The organism is Roseivirga sp. (genome assembly GCF_965216855.1).
GTDB lineage: Bacteria > Bacteroidota > Bacteroidia > Cytophagales > Cyclobacteriaceae > Roseivirga.
Genome location: NZ_OZ244204.1, coordinates 370,705 through 389,226, shown reverse-complemented (window position 1 = coordinate 389,226; position 18,522 = coordinate 370,705). Strand labels below are relative to the sequence as shown.

At 42.8% G+C, this 18,522-nt stretch carries 21 protein-coding genes; 16 read left to right on the top strand and 5 right to left on the bottom strand.

All coding sequences use genetic code 11. The annotated features are described in order from the left end of the window. Nucleotides 1–44 precede the first annotated feature (44 nt). From ACOOEY_RS01675 to ACOOEY_RS01665, 3 genes are read left to right on the top strand one after another with little or no spacing between them, the layout of a single operon-like run. Entirely contained in the window at nt 45–2,573 is a 2,529-nt protein-coding gene (locus tag ACOOEY_RS01675) for a PIG-L family deacetylase (RefSeq protein ID WP_420386932.1), read from the top strand. A 1-nt stretch (nt 2,574) separates the two neighbouring features. Then, complete coding sequence (locus tag ACOOEY_RS01670; RefSeq protein WP_420386931.1) at nt 2,575–2,712, top strand: hypothetical protein; 138 nt, start codon at nt 2,575–2,577, stop codon at nt 2,710–2,712. Continuing rightward, nucleotides 2,709–4,418, top strand: coding sequence for a sodium:solute symporter (locus ACOOEY_RS01665; RefSeq protein WP_420386930.1), 1,710 nt, complete (start codon nt 2,709–2,711; stop codon nt 4,416–4,418). The genes ACOOEY_RS01670 and ACOOEY_RS01665 overlap by 4 nt, the downstream gene beginning before the upstream one ends. Here ACOOEY_RS01665 and ACOOEY_RS01660 read toward each other — a convergent pair. Further along, nucleotides 4,405–5,235 carry an ATPase gene (locus ACOOEY_RS01660; RefSeq protein WP_420386929.1) on the bottom strand — a complete coding sequence of 277 codons (831 nt, stop codon included), beginning with the start codon at nt 5,233–5,235 and terminating at the stop codon, nt 4,405–4,407. The genes ACOOEY_RS01665 and ACOOEY_RS01660 overlap by 14 nt on opposite strands. Nucleotides 5,236–5,273: 38 nt before the next feature. On the opposite strand from ACOOEY_RS01660, the gene ACOOEY_RS01655 reads away from it, so the two are divergent. From ACOOEY_RS01655 to msrA, 6 genes are all read left to right on the top strand, one after another. Further along, on the top strand, nt 5,274–6,605 hold the full coding sequence (locus ACOOEY_RS01655; RefSeq protein WP_420386928.1) for an exonuclease domain-containing protein: 1,332 nt from the start codon (nt 5,274–5,276) through the stop codon (nt 6,603–6,605). A gap of 149 nt (nt 6,606–6,754) precedes the next feature. After that, the gene (locus ACOOEY_RS01650; RefSeq protein WP_420386927.1) at nt 6,755–6,940 is read left to right on the top strand and encodes a hypothetical protein; all 186 of its coding nucleotides are present in this window, start codon (nt 6,755–6,757) and stop codon (nt 6,938–6,940) included. A 185-nt stretch (nt 6,941–7,125) separates the two neighbouring features. Continuing rightward, a complete protein-coding gene (locus ACOOEY_RS01645) occupies nt 7,126–8,022 on the top strand; it encodes a methyltransferase domain-containing protein (protein WP_420386926.1) in 897 nt (298 codons plus the stop codon). Nucleotides 8,023–8,082: 60 nt separating this feature from the next. Further along, the gene (msrB, locus tag ACOOEY_RS01640) at nt 8,083–8,631 is read left to right on the top strand and encodes a peptide-methionine (R)-S-oxide reductase MsrB (RefSeq protein WP_420386925.1); all 549 of its coding nucleotides are present in this window, start codon (nt 8,083–8,085) and stop codon (nt 8,629–8,631) included. A gap of 66 nt (nt 8,632–8,697) precedes the next feature. Further along, nucleotides 8,698–9,174 carry a hypothetical protein gene (locus ACOOEY_RS01635; RefSeq protein WP_420386924.1) on the top strand — a complete coding sequence of 159 codons (477 nt, stop codon included), beginning with the start codon at nt 8,698–8,700 and terminating at the stop codon, nt 9,172–9,174. Between the two features lie 51 nt (nt 9,175–9,225). After that, complete coding sequence (msrA, locus tag ACOOEY_RS01630) at nt 9,226–9,891, top strand: peptide-methionine (S)-S-oxide reductase MsrA (RefSeq protein WP_420386923.1); 666 nt, start codon at nt 9,226–9,228, stop codon at nt 9,889–9,891. Here the strand turns inward: msrA and ACOOEY_RS01625 are convergent. Then, a complete protein-coding gene (locus ACOOEY_RS01625) occupies nt 9,888–10,406 on the bottom strand; it encodes a hypothetical protein (protein WP_420386922.1) in 519 nt (172 codons plus the stop codon). The two genes, msrA and ACOOEY_RS01625, sit on opposite strands and share 4 nt — an antisense overlap. Nucleotides 10,407–10,457: 51 nt before the next feature. Here ACOOEY_RS01625 and ACOOEY_RS01620 point away from each other — a divergent pair, with 51 nt between their 5' ends. The 6 genes from ACOOEY_RS01620 (at nt 10,458) to ACOOEY_RS01595 (ending at nt 15,045) form a co-directional block, all read left to right on the top strand. Further along, nucleotides 10,458–10,940 (top strand): DUF456 domain-containing protein, encoded by a 483-nt coding sequence (locus ACOOEY_RS01620; protein ID WP_420386921.1) that lies wholly within the window; start codon nt 10,458–10,460, stop codon nt 10,938–10,940. 91 nt (nt 10,941–11,031) lie between these two features. Further along, nucleotides 11,032–11,841, top strand: coding sequence for a SprB repeat-containing protein (locus ACOOEY_RS01615; protein ID WP_420386920.1), 810 nt, complete (start codon nt 11,032–11,034; stop codon nt 11,839–11,841). After that, complete coding sequence (locus ACOOEY_RS01610) at nt 11,841–12,254, top strand: OB-fold protein (protein ID WP_420386919.1); 414 nt, start codon at nt 11,841–11,843, stop codon at nt 12,252–12,254. The genes ACOOEY_RS01615 and ACOOEY_RS01610 overlap by 1 nt, the downstream gene beginning before the upstream one ends. A 10-nt stretch (nt 12,255–12,264) precedes the next feature. Continuing rightward, nucleotides 12,265–12,825, top strand: coding sequence for a YceI family protein (locus ACOOEY_RS01605; protein ID WP_420386918.1), 561 nt, complete (start codon nt 12,265–12,267; stop codon nt 12,823–12,825). Between the two features lies 1 nt (nt 12,826). Continuing rightward, nucleotides 12,827–13,684, top strand: coding sequence for a DUF5777 family beta-barrel protein (locus ACOOEY_RS01600; RefSeq protein WP_420386917.1), 858 nt, complete (start codon nt 12,827–12,829; stop codon nt 13,682–13,684). Nucleotides 13,685–13,749: 65 nt separating this feature from the next. After that, on the top strand, nt 13,750–15,045 hold the full coding sequence (locus tag ACOOEY_RS01595; RefSeq protein WP_420386916.1) for a M20/M25/M40 family metallo-hydrolase: 1,296 nt from the start codon (nt 13,750–13,752) through the stop codon (nt 15,043–15,045). Nucleotides 15,046–15,135: 90 nt separating this feature from the next. Here the strand turns inward: ACOOEY_RS01595 and ACOOEY_RS01590 are convergent, their stop codons facing one another. Together ACOOEY_RS01590 and ACOOEY_RS01585 are read right to left on the bottom strand one after the other, a co-directional pair. Beyond that, nucleotides 15,136–15,894 (bottom strand): MBL fold metallo-hydrolase, encoded by a 759-nt coding sequence (locus ACOOEY_RS01590; protein ID WP_420386915.1) that lies wholly within the window; start codon nt 15,892–15,894, stop codon nt 15,136–15,138. 43 nt (nt 15,895–15,937) lie between these two features. After that, nucleotides 15,938–16,714, bottom strand: a complete 777-nt coding sequence (locus tag ACOOEY_RS01585; protein WP_420386914.1) for a S1/P1 nuclease — start codon at nt 16,712–16,714, stop codon at nt 15,938–15,940. 200 nt (nt 16,715–16,914) lie between these two features. On the opposite strand from ACOOEY_RS01585, the gene ACOOEY_RS01580 reads away from it, so the two are divergent. Next, nucleotides 16,915–17,598, top strand: a complete 684-nt coding sequence (locus ACOOEY_RS01580; RefSeq protein ID WP_420386913.1) for a YciI family protein — start codon at nt 16,915–16,917, stop codon at nt 17,596–17,598. On the opposite strand, the gene ACOOEY_RS01575 is transcribed toward ACOOEY_RS01580, so the two are convergent. Further along, entirely contained in the window at nt 17,595–18,506 is a 912-nt protein-coding gene (locus ACOOEY_RS01575) for an alpha/beta hydrolase (protein WP_420386912.1), read from the bottom strand. The two genes, ACOOEY_RS01580 and ACOOEY_RS01575, sit on opposite strands and share 4 nt — an antisense overlap. Nucleotides 18,507–18,522: the final 16 nt, after the last annotated feature.

Sequence of the window (18,522 nt, the reverse complement as noted above, 5' to 3'; positions counted from 1 at the left end):
CCTATATTCACGACCGTACATCAATCCATCAACTGGAAAAATCTATGGGACTTAAACTACGTGCGCTCTGCACACTGACTTTAATCACCTTTTCATTATCAGCCTTAGCACAGGCACCCAAAAAACCGAATGCAGCAGAATTAAAGCAGGCACTTAATAAGCTTGAAGTATTGGGTACAGTCATGTACCTGGCTGCTCATCCCGATGATGAAAACACACGTCTGATAGCTTACATGGCCAATGAGAAAAAGCTAAGAACAGCTTATCTGGCCATGACTCGTGGTGATGGTGGACAAAATCTGATAGGAAATGACATTAGAGAATACCTGGGTATTATTCGTACGCAGGAATTGTTAGCGGCTCGCAGAACAGATGGAGGAGAGCAATTCTTTACCAGAGCCAACGACTTTGGTTTTTCTAAAGATCCTGATGAAACGTTTAATATCTGGGAGAAAGACGATGTACTTGCAGATGTTATCTGGAATATCAGACGTTTTCGTCCCGATGTGATCATTACCCGTTTCGATACTGCGAGAGATAATAGTGGAAGAATGCACGGTCATCATACCGCTTCTGCTCTGTTGGCTCAGGAGGCTTTTGAAAAAGCAGCAGACCCTGGCGTTTTTCCCGAGCAGCTAAAATATTTAGATACCTGGCAGCCGAAAGGACTCTACTGGAATACCTACAACTTTGGAGGTCAGTTTACATCCAGCCATGAAAATGAAAGTGGTTACTTCGAGCTTGACCTGGGAGCTTACAATGAATTACTAGGGCTTTCCTATGATGAAATTTCGGCCTTGAGTAGAAGTAACCATAAGTCTCAGGGATTTGGAAGTACTGGTAGGAGAGGTGAATTGAAGGAATACTTGATGCATTGGAAAGGGGAACTTCCCCGTGGAGATATCTTCGCCAATATTGATCAAACCTGGTCAAGAGTAGAAGGAGGGGAAGAAATTGGACGTATGATCCAGCGCGCTAATGAAGATTTTGATATGCAAAATCCTTCGTCCATAGTTCCTCAATTAGTACAGATCAAAGGAAAGATTGATCAACTGAAAAACAGCTACTGGAAGGAACAGAAGCTCAAAGAGATTGAGGAGATTATTAAAGGAGCTATGGGGCTCTTCCTGGAAGTTCGTGCCAACGACTATTCAGCCACTCCGGGAGAAACTGTCACATTAAATATCGAGGCCATTAACCGCTCTGGTATAAATGCTGAACTCAAAAAGATTAGTTTCTCAGGTAGGTCAGAAGCCGTATCGGCCAATCAGGTGTTGGCTAATAATGATTTGGTTAATCTCAACACCCAAATCAAGATTACGGAAGAAAATAGCCAGCCATACTGGTTGAAGGACGAGGCTGCTCTGGGAATGTATACCGTTGCCGATCAGCAGCTAAGAGGCCTTCCTGAAAATCCGCCTGCCATCACAGCAACACTCGATGTTGAAATTGCGGGTGAATCCGTTCAGTTTGAAGTTCCGGTTGTGTACAAAGAAAATGACAGAGTAGACGGTGAAGTTTACAGACCTTTCGTAATTACACCTCCTGTATTTGTTTCTATGGATGCTTCGGTGATTATGTTTCCTGATCAGGAAGCCAAATCTGTTGAAGTGTTGGTGAAGTCAGGAAAAGATAATGTGAGTGGGGTAGTAAACCTTCAACTACCTGATGGTTGGAAAGCCAGTCAAAACAACCTTGCTTATCAATTGAAGAAAAAGGGTGATGAGCAACGATTTCAACTGGAGATTTTACCTCCTGGAAATGCTTCTGAAGCTTATATGACTGTTGAAGCTACCTACCAGAACAAAGTGTATGACAGGTCGCTAAGAGTCGTTGACTATGATCACATTCCTACCCAAACGACCTTCCCTAAAAGCGAGGTAAAAATTGTCAAGCTCGACCTACAGAAGAAGGGACAGTATATCGGTTACATCATGGGTTCAGGCGATGATATTCCTGCCAGCCTTGAGCAGGTAGGTTATACGGTAGATATTCTCGATCCTGAGAAAATCAATCAGGAGACACTTAATAACTATGATGCGGTAATTGTTGGTGTCAGAGCCTACAACACTATCGAGCGAATGAACTTCATTCAGCCCGAATTGATGAAGTATGTAGAAACCGGTGGAACGGTAATTACTCAGTACAATACCTCCATGCGAGATCAACCAGCTATCGGTCCTTATGAATTCAGTATTAGCCGCGATAGGGTAACAGTAGAGGAAGCCGAGGTAAGAATTCTGGCTGAAGATCACCCAATCATCAACGGACCCAATAAAATCACTGCTAAAGATTTCGAAGGATGGGTTCAGGAAAGAGGACTCTATTTCCCTAATGAATGGGATGAACACTATACTCCTATATTGTCTGCCAACGACCCCGGGGAAACCCCTAAGAATGGCGGTTTATTAGTCACTAAATTTGGCGAAGGCTATTTTGTTTACAGTGGTTATTCCTGGTTCAGGGAATTACCAGCCGGTGTACCAGGAGCCTTTAGAATTTTTACCAATATGATCTCATTAGGTCAGGACAATCCTAAGTCTGCCTCATTGAAATCAGTCGAAAACAAATAAAATGAAGGAAGAAAAGCCTGAAGAGGAAAAGGTAAGGTTTCTGTTTTTTAGAAACTGGACCGGAGTTTACGCTTTTGTCATGTTCGTTCTGGCAGTTTGTGTTGCATTGTTTTACTTCATAACCATTAGCTACTCATGACCGGTATTGACTGGATCGTACTTTTTGGTACACTCATTTTTATTGTTGCCTATGGTATTTGGAAAACAAGGGGTGAACAAACCGTAGACGGATATTTAAGAGGAGGAAATGACAGCAAATGGTGGGTCATAGGACTCTCTATCATGGCTACACAAGCCAGTGCCATCACCTTCTTATCGACACCCGGACAGGCCTACACAGATGGTATGCGTTTCGTGCAATTCTATTTTGGATTGCCAGTGGCCATGATCATCATCTCCATTTTCTTCCTGCCACTTTATTACAAAGCCAAAATCTATACGGCTTACGAATACCTCGAATCTCGCTTTGATCTTAAAACCAGGATGTTGGCTGCCTTCATCTTTCTTGTACAAAGAGGGCTTGCCGCGGGTATCACCATTTATGCTCCGTCTATTATTCTGAGTGCTTTACTCGGATGGCCACTGCAGGTAACTACTATCGTTATTGGTGTACTGGTAATCCTATATACTGTTTCCGGAGGAACCAAAGCCGTTACACAAACCCAAAAGCAGCAAATGGCTGTGATGATGGGAGGGATGATTGTGGCCGGTGTATTGGTGATTATGTCTCTACCTGATGGAGTGGGCTTTAAAGATGCCATGCACGTAGCAGGTAAAATGGGCAAACTGAATATTGTCAATTTCGAATTTGACCTCGAAGATCGATATAGTTTCTGGTCAGGAATGACAGGAGCGGTTTTCCTCTTTCTGTCATATTTTGGTACAGACCAGTCGCAGGTACAACGCTATCTCTCAGGCCGAACGCTGAAAGAAAGCCGAATGGGTTTGATGATGAACGGACTTTTGAAAGTGCCTATGCAGTTCGTTATCCTGTTCATTGGGGCAATGGTCTTTGTTTACTATCAATATAATCAGCCTCCTATCTTCTTCAATGAAAATGTACGTCAGGAAGTACTGATGAATGAAGAGTATGGCGATGATTTCAGACAAATGGAATCTGATTATCAGGGTTTGTTCGATGAGAAGCTGGAATTGGTGAAGGAGCTTAATGAGGCAGTTGATGTCAAAAATGAAATTCTGATTGAGACAACTCAGCATGAATTGAACAGAATTCAGGGAGAATCGGATGCTTTAAGAGCAGAGGCTAAGGGGCTGATAGAGCAGGCTTTACCGGAGCGAGAGTCTAACGACAAGGACTACATATTCATGAACTTCGTCATGAACACTATGCCCATGGGGGTAGTGGGGCTTTTGTTTGCAGTGATCTTCTCCGCAGCCATGTCGTCTACTTCTTCAGAACTCAATGCATTAGGTTCAACTACCACTATAGATTTTTATAAGCGAACTATCAATCAAGGAGCTGATGAAGCTACCTATTTGAGGAACTCTAAATTGTTCACATTAGCCTGGGGGGTGCTGGCGATCATATTCGCTTCTACCTTAAGCCTTTTTGATAACCTGATCCAGGCTGTTAATCTGATTGGCTCATTATTCTACCCAATTGTGCTGGGTATTTTCGTAGTAGCCTTTTTCTTCAAGTCAATTAAGAGTAATGCCGTATTTATTGCAGCGATTATTAGCCAGGCAGTAGTTATTGGGGTTCACTATTTGAACGTGAAAGAAATAGCAGGCCCATTAACCATGGGCTTCTTATGGTACAATGCCTTTGGTTGTATATTGGTGGTGCTGTTGAGTTTCCTGATCAGGATGTTTAGGAATTCATAGAGCAGATTTCTTCGCACTCCTGTAGAATTCTATGGTGTTTTCGCTGGTCAATTGGATCAAGTAGTTTTGGATTTTCAGTCAGTTGTTCACAAAGAACAATGTTATTTTCCATCAGTAATTGCTTCTCTTTTTTGGTCAGACTGAAAAGGCAGGTAATAGGATAGAGGCCGGATACTTCCACCCGTTCACGCAGACTTCCTTTTCCCGGATAGTCCCAGGCGATCAGCTTGAGTCCATAGCAGCTACCGTATTGTTCTGAGTCAGTAGTAAACCGGGTATTGATAATGATCCAGCATTCGGTGTCTTTTTCTTCACCCCTGGATCTCAGGCCATTCACTATGTCATTGTAACGTGAATGAACATAAAGCGGAACCTTGATATCTGATTTATAGCCTGAGTTTCCGTGGTGTTTGCATTCGCCTATGATCAGGTGGTTATTATAGTGCCCAAAAATATCGACTTCATGCGACAGACACTTTCCTTCAATATCTACGCCTACTTCAACCTGATACCCCTGATGTTCTAACAGTTTGGCAACAAACTGCTCGAAGGGATACCCCGAAGGACCCAGTTCCAAAATAGCATTTTTCAATTTGTATTTACCCGCAAGCTTTTGGGAAGAGGCCCTCAGTATACGATAGGCCTTTTTATAAATGCTTCTTGTTGAAGTAGTTCCATTCAACTCAGAGCTTATTGTATCAATAATCTGGCTGATTAAATTTTCAGATGCACCAGACTTAAAAAGCGAATCTCTCAGCTTACTTTCATCGAACTCTACAACTTCACCTGAGGCTTTTTTTACCCATTTCTCACTCATACTGGCATAAAGTACGAAATGTTGTTTAATTTAATTCTATGTATGCCATTGTCGATATTGAAACTACCGGTAGTTCTGCTGCCTATGGTAAAATCACCGAGATTGCCATACTCATTCACGATGGTAAACGGGTGGTAGATGAATACCAGACCTTGTTAAACCCTGAGGCATACATCCCTTCCAATATCACTGCCCTGACAGGAATTAGTAATGAAATGGTAGCCGATGCTCCCAAGTTCTTCGAAGTAGCTAAGGAAGTACATCAGATGCTTGAAGGGAATGTCTTTGTGGCTCATAACGTCAACTTCGACTATTCATTTATCAAGAAGGAGTTTCAGGATTTAGGCGCTCGGTTTCACTTGCCTAAACTCTGTACTGTAAGACTCTCACGCAAAGTGTTTCCCGGATTAAAGTCTTATAGCCTGGGTAGACTATGCGATCATTTCAATATTGCCAATGCCGCCCGTCACCGAGCCATGGGGGATGCCAGAGCGACAGCAGAGTTAATGGATCTGATACTGGAAAATGAGTCAGGTGAAGTAGAATTCTTCCTGAAAAAGAATAGTAAGGAAGCAGACTTACCGCCCAACCTCAACCGACAGACATTTGATGAGCTACCGGAGACCACAGGTATCTACTATTTCCACGATGAACATGGTAAGGTGCTCTATGTTGGAAAGGCCAATAATATCAAGCGCAGAGTCCGAAACCACTTTTCCAGCACAGATGTCATTTTCAAACAGCAATTAAAAGACCTGATCCATGATGTTACTTTCGAAGTCTGTGGAGATGAACTGATTGCCTTTCTCAAGGAGTCATATGAGATCAAACGTCTTTTTCCACCCTTCAATAAGGCTCAGAAGTTCCCAACTCCTAAATATGGTATTTACCATTATGTAGATGGAAGTGGTGTCAATCGGATGTCGGTGGGAAAGGTTCAGAAAGGACTTAAACCAGTTAAGGCCTTTCCTTCATTCGATAAGGCCAGGAGTTTTCTCATTCAGTTTGTTCGGGAGAATAGGCTCAACCCCGAAGACTGTGGGCTGCCTGCCAATCTGCTCAACTATCATGGATATACTTTTGATGAGTCGGGAGCCAGGGAGCTGGCAGCAAGGTTCAGTGAGGCTGTGGCCGGGCTTACTGCCGAAGGAGATTCTTTTTGTATTGTGGGGAAGGGCAGAGGAATGGAAGAGCAGTCGGTAGTACTGGTAGAACAAGGCAAGTATCTCGGCTTTGGATATGTTGAAACTTCAGAAGGATTTGACTCTATTGACCAACTTAGAAATGTAATTGACAGATATCCGGAAACACCGGATATCCAAAGTATAATACGGCAATTCAGGGAAAAAAGAAGGTTGATTAACCTCTGATCAAAATCCGGATAGGGTTAGCAATTCGTAAATTGTATATTAAGTGACAGGGACTGAAAACAGAATTGGCTCAGTCTCGTTAAGTAAGTACTCAACTAATCAACTCGCGTGAATATTAACCAATTAGTTGAACCCAAAAAGTAATAGAAATGTCAAGATCACAGGAAATAGGAGGAAAGATCCTAAGATACGCTGAAGAGAAAATTCAAAAGCGTTCAATTGAAACGACAGCCAGAATCCGCAAGTACATGAACGACCTCGGAGAGGTAAGTAAAGAGCTTATGTACAGCAGTGCGCTGAGAGCCAGTAAATCGGCTTTTTCGATGAAGAAATAAGAACCGGCAACAGCCGGTTTTTATTTGGCTACTAAATCCCAATTTGGGAACCTTCTTTTTGAAAAGCAGCCTTTTTTAATCATTTTTGGGCGAATTTACCCAATGGTAGGGTTATTGTAATCTATACTGTACAATAACTACGTATCTAGAACACTGTGACTGAAACAACAACAAGTTCCCTTTTCTTGTGTCCACTCTCTGGTAAGGCGCTTCGGCCTATTACCTCCGGTGAATTAGCTATTGTCAATCAGAAGATAGCTAATGGAGAGTTGTACTTTCATCCTGGTATTCAGGTGAACAGAGAACTGGAAGATGCCTACGTTACAGTCAATCAAACTTATTTCTACCCGGTGATTAATGACATGCTGTTGTTGAAAAAGGATACAGCAGTTGCCGCGAAAAACCGAACTAAGAATCCACTACTGAGAATTTCTGAACAGGCCATTCAATCATTCTATGAAGAATACCCGCTTTTAAGTCCTGAAAGGAAATCTACTGATGTTCATAAATCAGTTCACAGCAAGCCTCTAACAAACGATCAGCTAAAAGAGCTTAAGGGCTTGCTACCTAAGTCTGGAGATTGCTTTATGAGTGCCGTTACACATGATGTAGATGCACTACACAACCTCGTATTCAATACGAACTTCAATCATTACATCCACCTCGACTTTTCATTACAGAGACTGGAAGCTATTAAGTCAGATGTTAAGGAAGGTACGGTATTGGTGCTTTGCGAAAATTCAGATTTACCTTTTATTGAAAACTCGGTTGATGCTTTATTCTCATTCGATTACATTAATGGCTATGAGAAGGAAGGTCAGCATCAGGCTTACCAGGAGTTGAAAAGAGTATTGAAGGAAAGTGGTGGTTCTGTGGTGTTGTACGACAAAGAAAAACCGCTTCATGCACAGACTCAGTTAAAGAATGATCTTCTGTCTAAGAAGGCCATTGGGCTGTTAGCTCCCTGGAAGAAGAAAAAAGTGCCATCTATCTATTTCCATCCGGTTGTGGTCTCCGAGTCGAATGATGATAATTCTAATGAATACCTGACGAAAACATCACTTGGGAGACAATTCAGCTGATTAAGGAAACCAATCAAAACTTTTTATACGTAAGTCAGGTTAGGCAAAATAAAGACTACCATGAAAGGAAAGATAATCTTAATATCAGGTTTGGTGATCATTTTGATCACAAGCTTCTTTGCTGCCAAGAGCCATACGGTTGCTCCGCAACAAGATCAGGGTCCTGGTAAAAAGAAGAAGGAGAAGTATGAAATTCAATTGACTGAAGAGGAGTGGAAAGAAAGACTTACTCCACAACAGTATTACATTCTGAGAGAGCAGGGAACAGAAAGAAGAGGTGGTAAATACGATAAGTTCTATGAAGAAGGTACTTATTACTCAGCAGCTTCCCTGCAGCCGGTATTCTCTTCCGAGACTAAGTATAATTCATATTCAGGATGGCCCGCTTTCTGGAAACCTGTTTCAGATACTGCTATCGAGTTGAGGAAAGATACCAGTCTGGGTATGGTTCGCTGGGAGGTTGTAGATAGCAAAAGTGGTTCTCACTTAGGACACGTATTTGAAGACGGTCCTGACCCAACGGGTTTAAGATACTGTATCAATTCAGATGCACTCATCTTTGTGCCGAAAGGAGAAGAGCCTCCGAAATTCAAAAAAGACGATAACTAATTCAGTCGGAAAGATTATTTGATTAACATTGGCCTGAAACTAAATTCAGGCCTTTTTTATTTCATTATGGAAGAACCGAAACCACTTAACAGCGTAGCAGAATTTCACAAAACATTCAAACACCCCATACTTCCAAGTCCACAGATTCCATCAGCAGACCGATGCAAACTCAGAGTATCACTCATTGCTGAAGAGCTCAAAGAGCTGGAAGAAGCTATCGAAAATAAAGACCTGGTAGAGGTAGCCGATGCCCTCTGTGATATTCAGTATGTATTGAGCGGTGCTATTCTGGAGTTTGGTATGGGAGACCATTTCAAAGAGCTGTTCGATGAAGTGCAGCGTAGCAACATGAGTAAAACCTGTAAGACCCGTGAGGAGGCAGAGGCAACTCAAAAATTCTATATGGACAAAGATGGTACGGAAAGCTACATAGAGCAATCTGACGGTCATTTCCTGGTTTACAGGAAGGAAGACAACAAAACCCTGAAGTCTGTAAATTATTCACCTGCTGACCTGAAAAGTAGGTTAGCCGACTTCCTCTAAAAACCTTTGACTGATTCAGGGCGTTATTTCAGCGAACAAGAGAATAAGATTATGCAAAGCATTTATACACTTTTAATCACCGTCATATTTAATATCTCTGTCGGTTCGTGTGAAAGCCAGGGAGGAGGGACCAAGCAAGTAGATTTAGGATCAACCTTGCAGGCTGGTGAGCAGGTAGCCACATTTGCCGGAGGATGCTTCTGGTGTACAGAGGCAGTCTTTGAGAGAGTAAAAGGAGTAAGAGATGTAGTCTCTGGTTACACTGGAGGAAAGGAAGCGAATCCTACATACTATCAGGTCAGTTATGGCAGAACGCATCATGCTGAGGCAGTACAAATCTATTACGATCCTGACGTGATTAGTTATCAGGAACTGTTGAATATCTTCTTTGTAGCTCATCATCCGACCCAGGCCAATGGGCAGGGTCCTGATCTGGGTGAACAATATCGTCCGGTTATCTTTTATCACAATGAAACTCAGAAGGAAGCGGCCGAATCTACTATTCGCAGGTTAGATGCTTCAGGCAGTTTTGATAAGAAGATTGTGACTGAAGTAGAGGCTTATGATAAGTTCTGGCTGGCAGAAGACTACCATCAGAACTACTATGAACTTAACCCGGGGAACCCCTATATCATTGGTGTTGCCGTGCCCAAGGTGAAAAAGTTTAAAAAGGCTTTTCCCGACTATGTCAAAGATAAGTATGCGGTAGAGCATTAAAGTTTAGCGAGGGCAGAAAGGATTTTCTGCCCTCTGTTTTTTTCTCCCGCAGTACCCTCAGGTAATATATTCTCAATAGCAGCGCTCAATTCCCCCTTCAATTCAGGTATGTGTTTTACAATCCTGAAGGCAGTTGACATGGCAAATACCTTCACTGCCACCGGCTCTTCCTTATCTTCCAAAAAGCGAATACAGACATCGTATAATTCACCCCACAGCGATTCATCAACATCGTGGAATTGTAGTACCCTCATCACGTTTCTTCTGAGTGCTACGTGCGCTTTAGGCTTTCTTACAGCACTCACCATTTGTCCAAAATAGGGAGCAATAAGATCTTTGTTCCTCTGTCCCAGTGTACCGACTACCCAGGCTGACCGCTGAACCAGTCTTTCCTGATCACTAAAAAACTGCTCCATTAATTCCGGCATCTGCTCGGGATGCTTGAGCAGATATTCAGTCATCAGATCGCGGTTTTCCTTGCTTTGCTCTTTTAAAAGCTGTGATTTGACGTCCATTTTTTAAATTGCATATGTCACTTTTCTAAATATCGGTCAAAAACTACTTTTATGGACATTATCCTTATAATTCTTGGCTTTATCTGCATGGTCGTAGGTATCCTTGGATGCTTTTTACCCATTATTCCCGGGCCACCTATCAGCTTTGTCTCTTTACTATTACTGGAATGGACCGAAAAGTCACCATTCGACTCTGAAACACTCTGGACCTGGGGGCTGGTCACCGTAGCGGTTACTGCACTTGACTATATAGTGCCGGTTTATGGAACCAAGAAGTTTGGAGGAACCAAACGAGGGGTATGGGGAAGTACTATCGGTCTGCTTGTAGGTTTATTCTTCTTTCCTCCTTTTGGTATTATTATCGGTCCCTTCGTTGGTGCATTTCTTGGAGAAATGAGCACAGGTAAAAGTACTAACAAAGAGGCTCTGAGATCAGCATTTGGTTCTTTTGTGGGGTTTCTGGTGGGGACATTACTTAAGCTCATTGCCTCCGGTTGGATGGCTTGGCTATTTGTAGCCAACGTTTTTGGCTAGTGTTTAATCTGTAATGAGTTGTTACTACGTATGTCTGACATACTCTGGATAACAAACAATAAGTTGTTGGCAGAGTATTAAAAGCAACGATATGACTCATTTTAACTTTAAGCCAGCTATCACCATTTGTCTTTTGACACTTTTGGTAGTCTTTATTTCCTGTACCTCAGAGACGGAACCTGCTCCTGACGAGTGCTCAGGTACAATAAGCCTTCAGGCCAATGTGCTATCCAATACAAACTGCGGTCAACAAGATGGTAGTTTCGAAGTAATTGCTACGGGAGGGACAGGCGATTACTCCTTTAGCCTCAATGGTGGAGCTGCACAACCTATGGGGACCTATAACAATGTGGCTGCAGGAGCCTACAGAGTAATGGTAACCGATGAGCAGGGGTGTAGTGCCGAGCTCACTGTTAACATCAATAATGAAGATGGGGTGAATGCCAGTGTTGCCAACGTTACCAACAGTGCATGCGATGAAACCAATGGTTCAATTGCCATAGACGCCACTCAGGGAGCTACACCATATGCCTTTAAGCTAGACGATGGCCAGTTTCAGGCTTCGGGTACTTTTAACAACCTGGCTCCGGGAAACTATACCGTTACGGTAAGAGATGACAATGGCTGCGAAGTGTCCCTTCAGGCTCAGGTAAAATCTGATGTCTTGTTTTCTGAAGTGAGAACTATCATCCAAAATAATTGTGCTGTATCCGGATGCCACAATGGTTCGCAATTCCCCGACCTGAGAGTAGATGCCAATATTGCCAGTAATGCCAGCAGAATCAGAACAAGGACTTCTGCCCAAACCATGCCTCCACCGAGTAGTGGAAGAGAACTGTCTGCTGAGGAAATTGCCAATATTGCCTGCTGGGTGAACGATGGAGCTGATATTAACCGATAATGAGAAGGAAATTAGTCTTGTTAGTAGTAATGATCAGTGCTATTGCTGCCGTAGTCATTTACAGAGAGTTTTTGTCTACCGGCCCCGGCATGAAGTCACGGGAAGTGGCTCATGAATTGACCGCCACGGAGCTTTATGATGCTTTTGACATGGATGAAGCAGCGGCCGAACAAAAGTACCTGGGGCAGGTGCTCGCGATTGAAGGGAAAGTGAGCAGTATTACCAAAGATGAAAGTGGAAATTATGCCATTAGCCTGGAAACAAGTGGTTTTGGTCTTGTTAAATGCACACTGGAAAAGGGCTATGGAATTGGATCTTTAACAGAGCAGTATAGAGGTAAGCTTCGGCTGAAAGGTGAATGTCTGGGGTTCTTGCTTGACGTACAGATAGGAGAGGCGATTATTCTTCCTTAAAAAATAGACAATGAAAAGTATTCAACTTGGTTTCGTACTTCTGTTTTTAATAACACTGAATCAGACATGGGCTCAGGATCGGTTCCTGACTCGTGAAGGTTACATACGCTTTTATTCAAGTGCTCCTCTGGAAGATATTGAGGCACATAATTACAATGTACTCAGTATTGTGGATTTGAATCAGGGACAGGTTGCAGTGGATATGCTTATTAAGAACTTCCATTTTGAAAATAAGCTCATGCAGGAGCACTTTAACGAAAACTATATGGAGTCGGCTAAATACCCCAAAGCCAGTTTCAAAGGTAGTTTTGATGTGCCAGCAGCACTAAAAAACCTGGAAGATGGAGACTACAATTTACAGGTTTCAGGCGATATCACTATCCATGGGGTAACAAAGCCACTAGAAACCAATGTGACTCTTGTGGTGAAGGAGGGCAGTATCTCTACCACCTTCTCTTTTATAGTTAAAGTGAAGGATCATGAGATTAAAATACCCGGTGTTGTGGTAAAAAATATAGCCGAAGAAGTTGAAGTAACTGCCAGCTTTGAATATGAGCCATATAAACGATAAGATGAAAAAGACACTCTTTCTATTTTTTCTAATAATCAATGTTTCAGTCTATGCGCAGGATGATCTTCTGAGTATTCTGGAAGAAGAAGCTCCTGTCGATAGCAGCAATTATACATCGGCTATTTTTAAAGGTCAAAGACTGATCAACGGACATACCGTAGTAACCAGAAAGACCGGGGAACTGGAGTTCATTATCTCACATAGGTTTGGAAGAGTCAATACCGGAATCAGCGAATTCTTTGGTTTGGATGGCGCCAATGTGCGTTTCTCATTCGAATATGGACTAACGGATCGACTTACTGCCGGTGTTGGGCGAAACTCTTTTGAAAAGGTCTATGATGGCTTTTTGAAGTATGGCCTGTTACGTCAATCCACCGGTGTGCAATCTATGCCTGTTAGTCTGAGCCTTTTTAGCAGTATGGCCATTCGCACGATCGACATGGTTGATTTTCAGGTGAATGACTTTAACTCCAAAGTTTCATATACCCATCAACTGCTTATTGCCAGAAAAATCAATGAATCGGTCTCCCTTCAGCTCATGCCCAGTTATGTACATAGAAACAGGGTGTTTGACGATCAGAAGAACGATATGTTCGCTCTTGGCTTAGGTGGCCGTTTTAAAGTATCTAACAGAGTGGCTATTAATGGAGAGTATTACTACCGACTGACGGATGAAATCAGTACCCAGTATAAGGACTCAATAGGCGTTGGTGTTGAAATAGAAACCGGAGGACATGTCTTTCATCTCACTTTTACCAACTCCAGATCCATGGTAGAAAGAGGGTTTATTACCGAAACAGATGGTAACTTTTTTGATGGAGATATACATTTTGGATTCAATCTGTCGAGGGTATTCTGATCAACCATATAACATCCCTTTTTTGTTGACGCTTTCTTGAGTATACTTGAATTAAAAGTATAGCAATGAGAGTATTTTCGGTTCTTCTGTTACTAGTAATATCTGCCAGTTGCGCTTTCGCTCAGCTCGATCGAAAGGAAAAAGCCATGGTCGGCTGGATCGATGAACACAATGGAGAAGCAGTAGAGTTACTTAAGGAACTCATCAATATTAACTCCGGTACCATGAATTTTGAAGGAGTTCGTCAGGTGGCTGATGCGCTCATTCCGAAGTTTAAAGCCCTGGGTATGGAGGCTGAGTTTCTCGATGGTAGTGCGTTCAATCGTGCCGGTCATTTAGTGGCCAGGATACGGGGAGGAAAGGGACCGAATATACTCATGATTGGTCACCTGGATACAGTATTCGAGCCAGACAGTCCTTTTCAGCAATGGACTCAGGTAGATGATCAAACGATTAAAGGTCCGGGAATAGCCGATATGAAAGGGGGCGATGTAGTGATTTTACAGACCCTGTCTGCCTTGAACAATGCCGGCCTTCTGAAAGATATGAACATCTGGGTAGTGATGACCGGAGATGAAGAACTGAGTGGTCGTCCGCTGAACCTGTCTAAAGCCGAGTTGATCAAGGCTGCAGAATGGGCCGATGTTGCTTTAGGCTTCGAAAACGGAGATGGTAATTATAAAACAGCCAATGTAGCCAGAAGGAGTTCGTCTGGATGGAAACTGGAAGTTACCGGTGTTCCTTCGCATTCATCTCAAATCTTCAAACCCAATATTGGTGCAGGGGCGATTTATGAGGCCTCCAGAATTCTCTATCAATTCTACGAAGAGCTTTCAAAGGAAGAATACCTGACGTTTAACCCCGGAAACATTGTAGGAGGTACCAGCATCTCATATGACGATAAAACCAATTCCGGTACTGCCTTTGGTAAAACCAATGTAGTGGCTGAATCAGCCATTGTAAATGGAGATATTCGCTGTATCAGTGAAGAGCAATACAAGAGAGCGCAACAGGTAATGAAGCGCATTGTTTCGGAGCACCTGCCGCAAACAGAAGCGACCATCACGTTCAATGAAGGCTATCCGCCATTCGCTCCAACTGATGGTAACTATGAACTGCTAAAGCAATTCAGTCAGGTTAGCCAGGACCTGGGTTTTGGTGAAGTATCGCCTGTAAATCCTGCCGATGCCGGTGCAGCTGATATTTCCTTTGCAGCATTTGGAATTCAAATGGGACTTGACGGTCTGGGAATGGGAGGAACTCAGGGACATACTGTGAATGAAGCAGGAGACATGAGAACCTTACCCATGCAAACCAAACGAGCAGCTATTCTTATGTACAGGTTATTGAAAGGTAATTGAGTAATTCTTTCCTATATCAGGAAAAATAGAAAACCCCGGCAATTGCCGGGGTTTTACATTAAAAAATCCTCACATTTCTGATTGTTTGCCTTAATTGGATGGATACCAATTCTTCAATCTAACTTCAATGTTTGTGTTTTCATCGTTGACCAGATCCCTGAAACCTTCTACATCAGCAAGGCCTCCTGTACCTCTGTAATGGTATGGATAAACAATAGCCGGTTTGAAGTCTAATACAGCACTTGCTGCCTGATTAATGTCCATGGTGTAGGGTAAGTTCATGCAGACAAAGGCTACATCAATATTTTTTAAGTTTCTCATTTCAGGTATATCTTCAGTATCGCCAGAGAAGTAAACCCGTTTTCCACCCATGCGAAGAATATATCCGTTTCCTCGTCCTTTGGTGTGTCTTGAGGTTTCATCATCAGGCAGATTGTACATTGGAATAGCGGCTATATTGAAGCCATTGGCTCTCATGTCGCTGCCATTGGCCAGTACCTTAGCCTTGGCCTTCATTTCATCAGGTAACTGATCCATCACAGCCTGAGGTACTACCAACTGAGCCTGAGAGGTATTAATGGCATTCAAAGTATTCATGTTCAGGTGGTCGCCATGAATATCAGTAATCAGGATGTAAGTAGGAGCATCAAGGCCTTCGTACAGGTCAGCACCGCCATATGGATCTACATAGATGACCTCATCATTCCATTTCAATACAGCAGAACCATGGGTAATGGGCTGTATGGTCAAAGTACCATTGTTGGTTGAAATCTGATCGGGCGTATCTCGGGTCTGCGCCAGTAGTCCGGAGATACAGAGCAAACCCATGAGTGTAAATAGTCTTTTCATGTTTAAAGGTTTGCCTTAGAAACGTAGCTGGAGCCAGGAATGTTTATCCGTAGATTTCGTTGATCACACCAGCAAGACGAACTCCTGCCTGCAATACTCTCAGTTTGATAATATCGAAGTACTTGTAGCTGTATTCATAGCTGATGCGTCCGTTTTCAGGTACATCATACACCTGATCTCTGTAAGACATAGACTCATAGGCCCAATCCCTTACGGAGGCAGACTGCCATTCTTTCACCTGTGCTGTAGAAGGGTGATTTACCCAATCGGCAAACTCAGTGTAGCTAAACTGCTTGCCATCAATCATTCGGCTATCCCAAACACTGTGTAGGTTGGTGTTGCTGCCAAAGTATTGTACTCTTACATCATTGCCACCCCGGTCTTCACCATTGCCTACGTGCAATGGTTGATGAATATCACCAATAAGGTGAACGAGAAACTTCAGTTTGGTCGCTTCTTCTTCTGCCGACAATCCACCAGCCTTCAGTTCAGAGATAATCGTTTCTATGGCTTTTATCACATCTCCACCTTCCTGCTCAGGCGCTTCTTCATAGGTCATTCCGTCAGGAATGGTGCAATAGTGCCAGGTTTCAGCATAGTCATAGCGATCATCAGACCTTACTTCATCCATCCATGTACTTACTTCGGCTAATGTTTCGGTACCTAGAATCCTTTTCACCTGCTTCTGAGCCTTCTTAGTCAACATACCATCGGCAATATGACCAATCGTTCTATGACCAATTTGTCCCCAAAAAACACTACTTGAGGTAAGAGATACTGTCATCAGGGTAAGGAGCGAAAAGATCAGAAGTTTTCTCATGGACTTAAATTTTGCCCAAAGATAGGGATGTTATGAATTTGGTTCGATGTTTTTTGATGTAGGAAATGTGAACTCTGGTTTACCAAAATGTCAAGTCGAGTATTTAACCTCAATACCTTCGAACTTCTCAACTTCCCGGTTCAGGCACGTGAATCTCAAAAAACCTTACTATTTTCATTGGTCTTAAATCTGAAATGGAAATGAAATCAGTTTGGTTAATCCTGTTTTTTGTAGTGGCAGTTAGCGCTCAGGCCCAATATGGTGAAGGTCGCTATACTTTTGTTTTTCTCAATACCAACCCTGATCGGGCAGAATTGCCTAAAGAGCAAGTCGATAGTCTGCAGGCAGGCCATATGAACAATATTAACCGATTGGTGAAGGAAAAGAAGATGATTGCAGCAGGGCCTTTTTATACAGGAGGAGGGATTTTCCTCTTCGATACTAATCAGGAAGAGACGGAAGCAGTTCTCAATAGTGATCCTGCCATTGCTGCCGGCAGGTTTAAGTTGGAAGTATATCCATTCGATCTGATGCAGGGGAAGCTCTGCACTTTATGGCATATGGACGAGGCTGATGTAGAGATGACTACTTACTACTTTGTAAGACTGATGCCTAACAAGGATGATGAAAATATCGATGCAGTTAAGACCAATCGTTACACTGAAAATGTTCTCAAAGACCTGAAAAGAAAGTATAAGGACGAGGCGGAGCTGATCGGTGCCATTAACCTGAATACCAATGAGGGGCAATTAGTAATTTACCGATCTGATCAGGAGGGAGGAATTGAAGATTTATTCAGAGAGCATGAATTGGTGAAAAAGGGCTTAATGACTTATTATCATAAACAGATTTACTTTCCTAAAGGAGTGTTCTGCGAAAACTAGAGTTTCCCATCATAGACATGGCTCTTAATGAATGCAATGATCTGATCGCGATGTTCACTCTTATCATCGAAAGAGAGGTTATTCCAAAAATCAGCGTGAGTCATTGTATCTGAGTATACTACCTGAAAATCTTCCAGCTTTAGAGCTTCTACCTGCCTTTCAAATAGGCGGGTATAATTGCGCATGTTATTATCGCTCATAAGCAACATGGGCGTTGAGAGATTTTCTAAGTAGCTGGTAGGGGAGGCGTTCAGAAAGTCTTCTTCGGTCTGACCGAACACAGCTTTTACATGAAGTTCTCCCAGTTCGGGACTACTACTGTTGGATAATGTGTTATAATAATCGGGGATATCAAAAGTACCCGCAACAGGAATTACCCCTTTGAAAACCTGGGTAGAAACACCATGTCTGGCGAGATAGGAATCGTCCATGCAAAGCAATGCGGCCAGGTGGGCGCCTGATGAAAAGCCTCCAATGAAAATATTTTTCTTGCTGTACCCATATTCATCAGCATGATCGAGTAGCCATTTCACTGAAGCAGCCACGTCCTTAATGTGCTCAGGATGTTCAATACCTGTATTTAAAGCAGGGTTGACCCAGGTTGCCGGGCTCAAACGGTGACCGATGCTGGCCACGGCAATACCTTCTTTTGCCATTCTTCTGGCAAAATCCATTTCCCTGAATCGATCTACATAGGACCAGGCTCCACCGCCAATCCAAATGAATAGCGGGTGCTCCTGACCGGAAACAGGCATTACCAGATTGAGCTTTTGTAAAGAATCGCTCAAAACTTCCGTTTCACTGACATATCTGAGATTAAGATATTCTTTGATTTCAGAAGTATTGGATTGGGCAGTTAATGTGTTGACGGAGACGAACAGTAGAATTAAGTGAATCAGCTTCTTCATAAATAAGGTGTAAACC